This window comes from Sulfurimonas sp., assembly GCF_016744025.1.
Lineage (GTDB): Bacteria > Campylobacterota > Campylobacteria > Campylobacterales > Sulfurimonadaceae > Sulfurimonas.
In genome coordinates this window covers 1-12,106 of the sequence record NZ_JADGFC010000077.1, presented here as the reverse complement: position 1 = coordinate 12,106, position 12,106 = coordinate 1, and the positions used below count along the sequence as shown (strand labels likewise).

12 protein-coding genes are annotated in these 12,106 nt (G+C 31.5%); 7 read left to right on the top strand and 5 right to left on the bottom strand.

The window, feature by feature from the left end:
- Positions 1 to 53: 53 nt before the first annotated feature.
- Positions 54 to 1,823, bottom strand: a complete 1,770-nt coding sequence (locus QZZ48_RS10695) for an ABC transporter ATP-binding protein (protein WP_294965497.1) — start codon at positions 1,821 to 1,823, stop codon at positions 54 to 56.
- Positions 1,824 to 1,934: 111 nt separating this feature from the next.
- Here QZZ48_RS10695 and QZZ48_RS10690 point away from each other — a divergent pair, with 111 nt between their 5' ends.
- The 6 genes from QZZ48_RS10690 to QZZ48_RS10665 all read left to right on the top strand — a co-directional run bounded on the left by QZZ48_RS10690 (position 1,935) and on the right by QZZ48_RS10665 (position 6,038).
- Positions 1,935 to 2,354, top strand: coding sequence for a DUF1924 domain-containing protein (locus QZZ48_RS10690; protein WP_294965495.1), 420 nt, complete (start codon positions 1,935 to 1,937; stop codon positions 2,352 to 2,354).
- 67 nt (positions 2,355 to 2,421) lie between these two features.
- Positions 2,422 to 2,667: a hypothetical protein gene (locus QZZ48_RS10685; RefSeq protein ID WP_294965492.1), complete on the top strand. Its 246-nt coding sequence runs from the start codon at positions 2,422 to 2,424 to the stop codon at positions 2,665 to 2,667.
- Positions 2,660 to 3,766: a cytochrome b/b6 domain-containing protein gene (locus tag QZZ48_RS10680; RefSeq protein WP_294965489.1), complete on the top strand. Its 1,107-nt coding sequence runs from the start codon at positions 2,660 to 2,662 to the stop codon at positions 3,764 to 3,766. Before QZZ48_RS10685 ends, QZZ48_RS10680 begins: the two co-directional genes overlap by 8 nt.
- A 5-nt stretch (positions 3,767 to 3,771) precedes the next feature.
- Positions 3,772 to 4,152 carry a hypothetical protein gene (locus QZZ48_RS10675; RefSeq protein ID WP_294965486.1) on the top strand — a complete coding sequence of 127 codons (381 nt, stop codon included), beginning with the start codon at positions 3,772 to 3,774 and terminating at the stop codon, positions 4,150 to 4,152.
- Positions 4,149 to 4,820 carry a response regulator transcription factor gene (locus QZZ48_RS10670; RefSeq protein ID WP_294965483.1) on the top strand — a complete coding sequence of 224 codons (672 nt, stop codon included), beginning with the start codon at positions 4,149 to 4,151 and terminating at the stop codon, positions 4,818 to 4,820. Before QZZ48_RS10675 ends, QZZ48_RS10670 begins: the two co-directional genes overlap by 4 nt.
- 3 nt (positions 4,821 to 4,823) lie before the next feature.
- A complete protein-coding gene (locus tag QZZ48_RS10665) occupies positions 4,824 to 6,038 on the top strand; it encodes an ArsS family sensor histidine kinase (RefSeq protein WP_294965480.1) in 1,215 nt (404 codons plus the stop codon).
- On the opposite strand, the gene QZZ48_RS10660 is transcribed toward QZZ48_RS10665, so the two are convergent.
- The 3 genes from QZZ48_RS10660 to QZZ48_RS10650 form a co-directional block, all read right to left on the bottom strand.
- Positions 6,025 to 7,062 (bottom strand): SO_0444 family Cu/Zn efflux transporter, encoded by a 1,038-nt coding sequence (locus QZZ48_RS10660; RefSeq protein ID WP_294965478.1) that lies wholly within the window; start codon positions 7,060 to 7,062, stop codon positions 6,025 to 6,027. The two genes, QZZ48_RS10665 and QZZ48_RS10660, sit on opposite strands and share 14 nt — an antisense overlap.
- Positions 7,063 to 7,152: 90 nt before the next feature.
- On the bottom strand, positions 7,153 to 7,797 hold the full coding sequence (locus tag QZZ48_RS10655; RefSeq protein ID WP_294965476.1) for a response regulator transcription factor: 645 nt from the start codon (positions 7,795 to 7,797) through the stop codon (positions 7,153 to 7,155).
- Positions 7,798 to 7,800: 3 nt separating this feature from the next.
- Positions 7,801 to 9,984, bottom strand: a complete 2,184-nt coding sequence (locus QZZ48_RS10650) for an ABC transporter substrate binding protein (RefSeq protein ID WP_294965474.1) — start codon at positions 9,982 to 9,984, stop codon at positions 7,801 to 7,803.
- 109 nt (positions 9,985 to 10,093) lie between these two features.
- On the opposite strand from QZZ48_RS10650, the gene QZZ48_RS10645 reads away from it, so the two are divergent.
- On the top strand, positions 10,094 to 11,437 hold the full coding sequence (locus QZZ48_RS10645; RefSeq protein ID WP_294965471.1) for an anaerobic C4-dicarboxylate transporter: 1,344 nt from the start codon (positions 10,094 to 10,096) through the stop codon (positions 11,435 to 11,437).
- Between the two features lie 39 nt (positions 11,438 to 11,476).
- Here the strand turns inward: QZZ48_RS10645 and QZZ48_RS10640 are convergent, their stop codons facing one another.
- Positions 11,477 to 11,959 (bottom strand): GNAT family N-acetyltransferase, encoded by a 483-nt coding sequence (locus tag QZZ48_RS10640; protein WP_294965467.1) that lies wholly within the window; start codon positions 11,957 to 11,959, stop codon positions 11,477 to 11,479.
- Positions 11,960 to 12,106: the final 147 nt, after the last annotated feature.

The window sequence follows — 12,106 nt, the reverse complement described above, 5'->3', positions numbered from 1 at the left end:
GTTCTTAGCATCTATACTTCCCATTTCATAAGCAGCTAATATATATCCTTCTACTATAACAACTGCTTCTTAACAAATTCCATATAATGTCCTTCTTCGGCTTCTAATTCTTTATGAGTTCCTTGTTGAACAATTTTACCACCATTTAAAACGTAGATAAGGTCAGCATTTTTAACAGTGCTTAGTCTGTGAGCGATAGTGATGACAGTTTTGTCTTTTAAAAGAGGTGCAATAGTTGTTTGTAGTTTTGCCTCAGTGTGAACATCAAGTGCTGATGTAGACTCATCGAAGATAACTACGCTTGGCTGGGCGATAATCATCCTTGCAATACTTAGTCTTTGCCTTTGACCACCTGAGAGTCTGATACCGTGACGACCTACTATTGTGTCTAGTTTTTCTGGCATCTCTTCTATCATATCTGTTAGTTGAGCAATTTCGAGAGCTTTATAAATCTTTTCATCACTTATGTTCTCATCGCCCATAGTGATGTTAAATCTTAGTGTAGAGTTAAAGAGTATTGGCATCTGAAGTACTAAAAATATTCTCTGTCTTAGTGAGCTTTTATCTATCTCTTCTATGTCAATTCCATTGTATTTTAAAGAACCACTGTTTTTTGCATAAAAACCTGAGATAACTTGAGCAAGAGTTGTTTTACCACTTCCACTAGCTCCAATAAGTGCTATCTTACATCCTGCTTGAATGTTAAAAGAGATATTTTTAAGAATAGGTTTTTCATTTGCATATGAAAAGTCTAAATCATTTAAAGATATTTCTAACTTATCAGATTCTATCTTTTTATCTCCGCTTTTTTCAGTCTTTAAAGTGAGGATTTTATTTATTCTTTTTATTGCACTCATAGCAGATGCATAACTATACTGCATAGATAGAATGTCCTGAACAGGAGTCATAATAAACCAAATATATCCAAACATTGCAAACATCATACCTATAGTTAAGTCGCTATAAGCAACAAGTATAAGTCCTGAACCACGAATGATTTCAAACATACTTAAAAAGAGAGTGTAAGATAGTTTTTCAAATGCTACACTTTTATATCCATAGGCATTTGATGTTGTTTGAACTTTTTTAGCATGAGTTATAGCCTCAGTAAAAAAGTACTCTTCTTTGTTGGAAGCTTTTATCTGCCCGTAAAGGTCTAATGTCTCACCAATATTATCTTGAAACTTTTCTATTGCATCGTTTTCATCTTTTTTCAAATTACCAACGATTTTTGCCATCTTTTTGCTCATTAGCATAATCAAAGGCTGAATAACTAAAATCAATATTCCTAAAATAGGATTGATTAAAACCATTACGATGCCAACAGCAAGAAGAGTTAATATAGAAGATACAAACTTACTTACACTTGTGATGATGAAAGCATCTAGAGTATTGACATCAGTAACAAGATTTGCAGTAATTGCTCCTGAACCAAGAGTTTCATACTCGTTCATAGATGCTATTTTTAAATGATCGATAAGGCGTTTGCGAATCATAAAAGTAACGTGCTTAGATATTTTTGTAAAGATTTTACTAATGATTACACCAAGAGAGTAGTAGATAAATCTTAATGAAATAACCACTACAGCTACTATAGCTATATAGTAAAAGGCAGTTGTCTCACCAACAAAGAAGTTTATACTACTTACAAAGCGAGCGGGCTTGTCTAAAAGAATTTCATCTACCATCATTGGTAACATAAGCGGAATGGGAACACTTACAATAATGGCAAGAAGAGTAATAATCTGTCCGTAAATAAGAGCAGGTTTTTTCTGCAAGATAAGTTTAAATATAGTTCTTAATGTGATTGGATTGTTATTCATAATGCAATTATAGCAAACTCAATTGTAAAGAAATTGTAAAAATAAAGTCAAAGTAATCTTGACACTCTTCTTTTATAATTTGAATATCTAAAGAGTTAATAGGAGTTCAAGATGATTAAATTACTACTTGCTTCACTAGTAGCGGTTTCACTAATTCAGGCAAAAGAGTTAAATACTCAGATGCAAGAGTTTATGAACACTCTAAAAGTAGAAGCTAAAAAACAAAATCCAAACTTTAAAGAGTTTGATTATGCACGAGGTGAGGAGATTTTCACAACTGAGGCAATAGGTAAAAAAGGCAAACTGATCTCTTGTGTTTCTTGTCATACCGATACCCTATCAAATAAAGGGATGAATAAGCATACAAATAAGGTAATTGAGCCACTTTCTCCATCGGCAAATACTCAGAGATTTACAGATATAAAAGATGTGAAAAAATGGTTAAGAAGAAACTTTAATGATGTTTATAAGAGAGAAGGAACAGCTTTAGAAAAAGGTGATGTAATCACTTACATGATAAAAAAAGGATAAATAATGAAGAAATTAATACTATTGTCACTACTCATTGGAGGAAGTTTATATGCGGGGTTTTTAGGCTTTGGCGAAAAAAGAGGTGTCGTTCCGGTTACAGATAAGTTTTATATCAAAAAATGAAACGCCAATAGCAGTTACTAAAACACCGTATTTTGTAAAAAAACATAGAAAGATTCGTGAAAATCTAATCACACAAAAAGAGGTTGGTTCTTTAGCGAACTGCATGTCTTGTCATACAACAGCAGATAAAGGTATATATAGCGAAAGAGATATAAAAATTCCAAACTATGGTCAATGGCATCATGACTAAAATCTATGTGTGGAGTCTATTTACAAGACTCTTCCATTTACTACTTGTTGTTGCTGTTGGAGTAGTTTTTGTAATTGTAGAATTTGAAAGTCTGCTTAGTTACCATGCGATAGTTGGTTACACGGTAGGTTTGCTTTTTGTCTTTAGAATCATCTGGGGTTTTATGGATGTTAGATACTCCAAATTTAAAGATTTTAATTTTAATCTAAAAGATTTAATAGAGTATATGTTTAATATATTTGGAGATAAAAAAGAATATCTAGGTCACAACCCAGCCTCATCTTGGGCTGTAATAGCTATGATGATTTTAGGATTAGCCTCAGTTGTAAGTGGAGTGATTGTTTATGGTACACAAGAGGGAATGGGTCTTTTGTCTTTTTTAAATATCTCACTCTTTAAAGATATGGATTTGTTTGAAGATATTCATGAGTTATTTGCAAATGCTTTTATGGCTGTCATATTTATGCATATCGCAGGAGTTGTCTTAGATAAGGTTTTACATAAATCAGATGCTGTAGGCTCGATGATAGATGGATATAAAAAGGGTGATAAAAAGAGTTTAGAACTAACACTACTTCAAAAAATATTTGGTCTTTTATGGATAGCTTTGCCAGTATTTTTTTTACTCTATCTTTTGAGCAATCCATCAAATATTTTAATAGCGGATAACAACAGAGCGATTGACTACAAAGTAGAGCACAGAGTGTTCTACGATGAGTGCATAAGCTGTCACACTCTCTACCCTCCACACCTGCTTCCTAAAAAATCTTGGATAACAATGATGGATAATTTGCAAAATCATTTTGGAGATGACGCTTCATTAGATGCAAAAGACATTAAATCTATAAAAGAATATCTGGTAAAAAACTCTAGTGAGAATTCTACTAAAGAATCAGCATTTAAAATTTTAAAGAGTATAGATGCCAATGTTACTTTGGCTATCACCGAGACGAGATATTGGAAGAGGAGACATAAAGATATAGATAAAAGTATCTTTGAAGCTAAAAAAATAGGCAATATATCAAATTGTAAGGCTTGTCATAAAAATATTGAGCAAGGTTTATTAAATGATAAAGATATTAAAATACCCCAAGGATAGAAATTATGAAATATTTTATATTATTACTACTTATTACAAGCCTATATGCGGACTCTGATAAGCATCGTAATGAACGTCATATAAATAAAGAACTTTCGCATCTAGACTTCTCAAAAACACAAAAGAAAAAAATAAAACATATTTTAAAAGAGTTCAGGCACTCTCTTAAAGAGTTTAGAGAGTATAAAGAAGAGATACAAGAGCAAAGAGAAAAGATATTTATAAAAGAAGTTCTAGACATTAAAGAGCTAAATATATTTAACCAAAAATTAGATGCAGCGGCACATGAAATAGAAAACAAACTATTAGAGAAAATACACTCTATTTTAAGCCAAAAGCAAAGAAAAAAGTTTATACATTATTTTGATGATTGGGAAGTGCAATGATGCAGAGAATTTTACTTATTGAAGATGATTTGGACATGCAGATACTTATAGGTGATTATCTGAAAAACTATGACTTTGAAGTAGTTGCATTTGACAAACCCTTAGATGCGTTAGAAAATCTTGAAAAAAATAGTAATGAATATGCACTTGTTGTACTTGATTTGATGTTGCCTCAAATGGATGGCTTTGATGTGTGTAAAAGAATTAGAGAGCTTTCATCTCTGCCTATCATCATTTCATCAGCCAGAGGTGAACTAAGTGATAAAATCTTAGGCTTTGACTTGGGAGCTGATGATTATTTGGCAAAACCTTATGAGCCAAGAGAGCTAGTTATCCGAATAAATGCACTTTTAAGAAGATCAACAAGTAATGCTAAAACTATTGGTGATTTTGAGATAGATGCAGATAAACACGAGATAAAACTAGAAAATTATTTGCTAGATTTAACAAAGATTGAGTACGATATCTTGCATCTATTTTTGCAAAACAGAGATAAAGTTTTCTCAAGAGAGTCTATATCAAACAGCGTGACAGGCATAGAGTACAACACAAAAGACAGAGCCATAGATATGCATATAAGTAACATAAGACAAAAGATAGGTGATGACTCAAAAGACCCTAAATATATTAAGTCTGTCTGGGGTATAGGATATAAATTTATAGGTTGATAAATGTCGATTTTTTCTAAAGTTTTAATACTCTTTTTAATAAGTTTCTCTCTAATGATAGTGGTATCAAATGAGACAAATAAGCTAACTCAAAATACAATAGAATCACTCTTAAAAGAGAAGTACATCCAAGTCTCAGATGAACTCTTTACATATCTATCCAATAATAATAAAACAGCCTTAGATAAAAAACTTCTAGAATTGAAGTTTAAAACTATAGAAGATAAAGAGCACTATTTTAAATCTTCACAAGTTATATACAACTATGAAACAGGACTCTCCCTTATCAATATTTTAAAACATGAAGATGATAAATATTTGCTATATATGAAGTATCTAGATGATGATATCTTAGTGATAGATATTTCCCAAGATGAGAACTTTGCAAAAAAAGAGCTCTTAAACTATATGATTTTGGCGGATATAACTATCTTAATCATTCTGTTTTTGATAATACTAAAGATGATATACCCACTAAGAGAAATCTCAAAAAGCATCATGAGTTTTGGAGAGGGAGACCACAGTTTAAGAATCAAGAATAGTTCTAAGGATGAGATAGGAGAAGTTGCTACAACTTTTAACTCAATGGCTACAAATATAGAGGAGTTGATTACTTCAAGAGAGACTCTTCTTCGAGATATTGGACATGAGTTGAAAACACCTATATCTAAGTCTAAATTTGCTGCTGAGATGATAGAGGACTCAAAATACAAAAGCATACTAAAAAGAGCACTACGAGAGATAGATGAGATGACAAGTGAGCTTTTAGACTTAGAGAAATTAAATGCAAATCAATACACTCTTGAGATACAAAAGTTTTCTTGCGAGACTCTAATAGCCGAGTCACTATCAAAACTCTTTATAGAAGATGAGACCCTTATAGATGTGAAAATAAAATCAGATTTTGATATAGATGCAGACCTGAGATACTTATCTATTGCGCTTAAGAACCTCATAGACAATGGACTGAAATATAGTCTGCAAAAGCCTATTTATATAGTTGCAAAATATGGCTCAATAGTGGTAAAAAGCAGAGGTGAAAAGTTAGATAAAGCATTAGAGTTTTACTGCGAAGCTTTTACTCAGGGTGATAACTCAAGAAACCAATCAGGTTATGGTCTAGGGCTTAGTCTAGTAAAAAGAATTTTGGATAAACATAAGTTTAAACTTTCCCATCATTATGAAGATGGGTTTAACTCTTTTACTATATCTTTTTAAAGTATGGTTTGAGTATAAAAAATAGCATCATTATCCATAAAATTACACTACTAGCTATCTCTAAAAGACCAGCATGTTCTTGCATATGAATCAGAGACTTGGCATCTATAGAGTTTATATCAAACACAAAATCAAGCCCAAGACCAAAGATAACACTTCCAAAGATAATAGTTCCTAGATAGATGTAAAGAGACTTAGTCCCTAGCATCTTCTTAACTACACCAATAGTTACTGTGTTTGTAGCAGGACCAGCACTTAAAAATACAAAAGCAGCTCCAGCACTAACTCCACTAAGCATAAGCCCAGCAGCAATAGGTAAAGATGCAGTAGCACAAACATACATAGGCACTGCAATTGCAATTGCGATTATGTAAGAGAGCCATGAATACTCTACTAGAATATCACTAAGGTTTTGAGGAATAGCAATAGTAATAAGCGCTCCTATAATAAGACCCCAAAAAAGAGCTTTTGCAATGTCTCCTAGAAGAGTTACAAAGGCATACTCAATCGCTTTTTTTAAAGAGAATTTTTTCTTTACCTCTGTCTCACTCGAACAAGTACTTGAGCAACAGCAACTATCACTTTTTTCTTCTACTTCATCTGGGATGATTTCTTTGTCATATATATTTGTAAGAATTCCGGCAATCATAGCGATAACCATAGAAGTCATAACTCTGTAGAGTGTGAAAATCCAGCCAAACATTCCATAAGTAGCTAAAATTGAGTCCACACCAGTTATAGGTGTAGAGATAAGGAATGAAAGAGTTGCTCCCTTTGAAGCACCACTTTTTTTGATACTAGTTGCTAGGGGAATAACACCACATGAGCATACAGGAAGAGGGATGCCAAAGATGGTAGACTTTATGACAGAGCTAATGCTTTCACGGCCTAGATGCTTTGTAACAAGCGTCTCCGATACAAGTTCATGCATAACTCCTGCAAAAGCAAGACCGAAGATGATAAAGATAGCCATTGCATTACTAAGGTCGTACAAGGCTGTAAAAAATTCTATTAGTAGTTCCATAATTATATTTTACCTTTTGAAGCTTTCTTAATATCTTGAAATAATTTATATTTTCACATATCAAAGTATGATTAAGGTTTTTAAGCCTTTTTAAAAATTAAATTTATAACCCATTCCACCTTGTGAGACAATAGTTTCCGTGGGTAGTTTTCTTCTTAGTCTTTTAACAAGGGCTCTTATGTTGTCATTTGTTGTTAAGTTACCTTCCCAAACATACTGCTCTATTTGCTCAAAAGTTATGATTTTATCAATACCTTTTGCTAAAAGATTCATAAGTAAAATCTCTTTTTTTGCTAACTTTATCTCTTGTTTGCTTGCATCTAAGAGTATCTCTGTTGATATATTATAGGAGAAATCATTTTGTAACTTTATCAAAGAGTTTGTTATTTTGCAAAGTTTATCAACCTTTGTCTCAAGTTCATACATATAGAATGGTTTTTTTAAATACTCATCACAACCTTTAGTGTATGCATCTTGAATAGTCTCAAGGTCTACATTTGCACTTATGATTATAGAAGGAATTGAGTTGTTCATAATTCTAATTTCTCTAAGATAACTAAGTCCATCAATCCCAGGAACATTTATTTCTATGATAAAACAATCATAACCATTATCAATAACACTTAGTGCTTCTTTACCATCATAAAATAAATCTACATGATAATTTTTTTGCTCTAAGGCTTCTTTTATCAAGTTTGCTAGTCTTATGTTGTCTTCTAATACTAATATTTTCATAGTTTAGTCTTTATCTTTATTTTTAATGCAAATTAAGATACTTACACTATTTTCTTGTTTTATAGCTTTAATACTACCGTTCATTTTATCTTCTATAATGAGTTTTGCCATATACAGTCCAAAGCCATCACCATTGTCTTTACTAGAAAGAAAAGGTTCAAAAAAAGAAGATAGTTTATTTTCTTTTATCCCTAAACCATTATCTATAATATTTATACAAGTGTTTAAGCCTTTAGTGTATACATTTATAGATATTTTTGCTTGGAAGTCTACTGTTTTTCTTTTGTCGATTATACTATCTCTTGCATTGTTAATTATATTTAAAATAGATTGTTTAAACTCATTTGCATAACCATCTATCATGAAAGAGTCATTATGAGCATATGAGACTTCTATATTTATATAGTTGTATTTCATATTGTGTTCAATGATACATAAAAGGTCTTCGATGGCATCATTGATATTAAATAGTGCCTGAGTTTTTGATGGTTTTATAAAAGCTCTAAAATCATCAATAGTTTTTGTCATATACTGAATTTGAGTCATGATGTCATTTACAAACTCTTTGGTGTCATCCTCACTAATATCACCTTTTTTTCTTTTTTTATATAGAATCTCTTGAGCAATAGTTGAGATTTCTACAAGAGGTGATTTCCATTGGTGTGCAACTGAAGTCATCATCTCACCAATCTCAGATAATTTTGAGCGTTGGACTATAAACTGTTCATCTTTTTTACTTTGCAGTTGCAATCTTTTAATGTCAGTAACATCTGTTATAACAGTAACAACACCAGCTTCTTCATCTCTTTTGTTCAAGTATTGTTTTCTTCTAATTAAAACGTCAATTTGATTTTTTTCATATTTATAGAGTTTAGTTTCAATTTTATCTACAAAGTTTTTATTTGAATCTTCGGTTTTACAAAGTTGAGGCATTATCTCTTTTATATGTTTTCCAATTATTTCATCTTTACTTAGATTTAAAAGTTCACATAAGGAGTTATTACATCCTAGTAAAATATCATCCTTACTTTTCCAAAAAATAGAGCTTTTCATATTATTTAAAAGAACGTTATCAAGTTTTGTCTGTTCTATTAACTTGCCCTCTAGTTTAATCTGCTTAAATACATTTATTATTAAAATGATTATTAGAAGTATAAAAATCGGTAACATTAAAAAAGCACTATCCACTATCTGTCTATTTCTTTGGAAAAAAGTTTCTGGTTTATTTATAATAATTGCGTCATGAGGAAGATCAAATGAAAAAATATTAAATTTTTTCATAGTATTGTAATCAAAATAATATTTTGCCATTGGAGTACTAATCTTAATTTGATGAGGAATTTCTCCATAAATAATTTGAAATACTTTTTTAGCAGCATAAAGCCCTTGCTCATAAGGAGTTATAACTAACCCTCCAATAACACCTTCTCCTAGGTGAATTTTATTAACTGCAAATACAGGAAACTTAGAAGATTTGAATAACTCTCTTAACTTGTTATAGGGTATGTATTTGCCAAACTTATCTTTGTACAAACTAGTAAATAATATGGCACTGTTTTTTGGAAGTTGATTTAGTTTAGTGCCAATAGTATTTAAATCAATCTCATTGTCATAAATAATTTTAAATTCATTTTTAAACTCTTTAGCAGTACTAAGTATCTGTTGTTTGATTTTTAAAGATGAAAAAGAATTATCACTAATAATATAAATAGTCTTTATTTGAGGAATAACTCTTTTAATAAGATCTAAATTCTCTTTTACTTTTTTGTACTCTACTACACCAGTAATATATTTTTTTGAATAATCTGGAATATGATTTTTGTCAAAGTTCTCAACACCAGTAAATACAATAGGAATATCATGAAATAAAAGATCATGATAAGATAAGGCAAATTCATAAGCATAGTTATCAGCCGCAATGATTACCTTATATTTTCTTTTAGAGAATTTTTGTTTATAGAGATTAAATAAACTATTGAAGTACTTTTTAGAATCTATTTTTTTGCTATCCATATATTCTGTAGTGAGTTCATACTCTGGATGCTTTAAGAAAACATCACTAACTCCTTGTGAGATGCCATCACTCCACTTTAGGCCTTTGTTGTATGAATGTAAAAGAAGTACCTCTTTTTGCTCATTCGCGTAGACAAGTGAACAAAAAAACAGAAATAATAAAACTAATCTCATATTTTTACTTTATATTGATTTTTTTATAATTTTAGCAATAAAGTCCCATTTTTATCCTTTCATCCATTATATAATTGTTCAATATGAAATTATCTATAAGGAAAATAAGATGGAATTTTATCTTCAATTGTTTGTTATCTTGGGAGTGTTGTTTTATGCTGCGAGAAAGGGTGGTATAGCCTTAGGTCTATTTGGTGGACTTGGTGTTGTTATTTTAGTTTTTGGTTTTGGTTTAGCACCAGGAAACCCTCCAATCAAAGTTATGCTAGTTATGTTATCTGTTATTGTTGCTGGTTCTACTCTGCAAGCGTCAGGTGGATTAGACTGTATGCTTCAAGTTGCAGAAAAGCTTTTAAGAAAACATCCAAAATATATTACAATTTTGGCACCGCTTTCTACTACTACATTAACATTCCTTTGTGGTACAGGACACGTAGTTTATACAATGTTACCAATCATTTATGATATCTCTATTAAAACAGGGATAAGACCAGAACGTCCATTGGCTGCGAGTACAGTAGCTGCTCAAATGGGTATTATCATCTCTCCTGTTTCTGTTGCTGTTGTTTCTTTAATCGCAATGCTTTCAGGTCATATTATGTTAAATGGTCAAGAAGTTGATTTAATAGGACTTCTTTCAATTACTATTCCTGGTACATTAACTGGTGTTTTAGTTATGGGTATTTGGAGTATGTATAGAGGTAAAGACCTTAAAGATGATGCAGACTTTCAAGAGCTAGTAAAAGATCCGGAGATGAAAAAATATGTTTATGGAGAAGGTAAAACTCTTCAAGGTGTTAAATTACCAACTAAACAATGGGCTTCAATGTGGATTTTCTTAGGTGCTATCGCTGTAGTAGCTATTTTGGGTGCAATACCAGAACTTAGACCACTTATCAACAACAAGCCTCTGTCTATGGTTCTTGTTATTCAAATGTTTATGCTTTTAGCAGGTGCTATTATTTATATCGTTGGTGGTGTTAAGGCTAAAGAAGTTTCAAATAATGAAGTGTTTAAATCAGGAATGGTTGCTCTTGTTGCTGTATTTGGTGTTGCATGGATGACTAAAACTATGTTTGGTGCTCATCTTGGTGAAATCAAAGAAACTCTTGGAGCTGTTTTAGAAGTATATCCATGGGCTTATGCTATTATTTTTGTACTTGTTTCAAAACTAATTAACTCTCAAGGTGCAACATTGGCTGCAATGGTTCCAATCGCTCTTACTATTGGAGTTGAACCTGGTCTTGTAGTTGCTTTTGCTGCTTCTTGTTATGGTTACTTTATTCTTCCAACTTACCCAAGTGACCTTGCAGCTATCAACTTTGATAGATCTGGAACTACTATGATTGGACGATTTGTTATCAATCACAGTTTTATTATTCCTGGTATTATAGGCGTTGGTACTTCTTTAACTGTTAGTTATGTTGTCGCAAAACTTGTAGGTATAATTTAAAACTTTACAATCAAGAAGAGAATGCTTTTGTATTCTCTTCTAAAGATTTTTTTGCCAAAACAATGCTTTTCCCATTTCTGGGTCAAGTTCATAAGACTCAAATCCAAACTTTGTATAGGCATTTTGAGCTACTTTATTACCCTCTAAAACTTCCAAAGTAATCTTACAGCAATCTCTTTGTTTTGCTACTTCTTCAACTTTTGATAACATTTGCTGGCTTATTCCAAGTCCACGAAATTCACTACTAACAATGATGTCATGTATGCTAATAAGAGGCTTACACTTAAATGTAGAGAAGTTCTCAAAACATGTTATTAGACCTGCAGGTTTATTCTCTACATAGCAAATTACACTAAAGCTGTTTGGAATTTTTGATAGCTTAGATGCAAGGTTTTCTTTTACATACTCAGTTAAAGGCTCTGCACCTCCCATTGGGTCTTGTGAATAAGCTTCTAATAGTTCAACAATAGCAACCGAGCCTTTTGCATCTACATAGTTCACTGTTTTTATTTCAATCTTCATTATGTTTCCTAGATATTATATTGAATATGTATTTTAACTAAAGAGGGGTTTGGAATGTCCCCTATAAACTAGACAATTACTAAACCAGTAAAAACCTACATTTTTGAAGACTTTAAATTATACCTTCTTTCAAACTCATTTGGTGAA

What these genes read in the sequence shown, in the direction of transcription:
- QZZ48_RS10695 (WP_294965497.1), bottom strand. Translation starts at nt 1,823, where the DNA reads ATGAATAACAATCCAATCACATTAAGAACTATATTTAAACTTATCTTG.
- QZZ48_RS10690 (WP_294965495.1), top strand. Translation starts at nt 1,935, where the DNA reads ATGATTAAATTACTACTTGCTTCACTAGTAGCGGTTTCACTAATTCAG.
- QZZ48_RS10680 (WP_294965489.1), top strand. Translation starts at nt 2,660, where the DNA reads ATGACTAAAATCTATGTGTGGAGTCTATTTACAAGACTCTTCCATTTA.
- QZZ48_RS10675 (WP_294965486.1), top strand. Translation starts at nt 3,772, where the DNA reads ATGAAATATTTTATATTATTACTACTTATTACAAGCCTATATGCGGAC.
- QZZ48_RS10670 (WP_294965483.1), top strand. Translation starts at nt 4,149, where the DNA reads ATGATGCAGAGAATTTTACTTATTGAAGATGATTTGGACATGCAGATA.
- QZZ48_RS10665 (WP_294965480.1), top strand. Translation starts at nt 4,824, where the DNA reads ATGTCGATTTTTTCTAAAGTTTTAATACTCTTTTTAATAAGTTTCTCT.
- QZZ48_RS10660 (WP_294965478.1), bottom strand. Translation starts at nt 7,062, where the DNA reads ATGGAACTACTAATAGAATTTTTTACAGCCTTGTACGACCTTAGTAAT.
- QZZ48_RS10655 (WP_294965476.1), bottom strand. Translation starts at nt 7,797, where the DNA reads ATGAAAATATTAGTATTAGAAGACAACATAAGACTAGCAAACTTGATA.
- QZZ48_RS10650 (WP_294965474.1), bottom strand. Translation starts at nt 9,984, where the DNA reads ATGAGATTAGTTTTATTATTTCTGTTTTTTTGTTCACTTGTCTACGCG.
- QZZ48_RS10645 (WP_294965471.1), top strand. Translation starts at nt 10,094, where the DNA reads ATGGAATTTTATCTTCAATTGTTTGTTATCTTGGGAGTGTTGTTTTAT.
- QZZ48_RS10640 (WP_294965467.1), bottom strand. Translation starts at nt 11,959, where the DNA reads ATGAAGATTGAAATAAAAACAGTGAACTATGTAGATGCAAAAGGCTCG.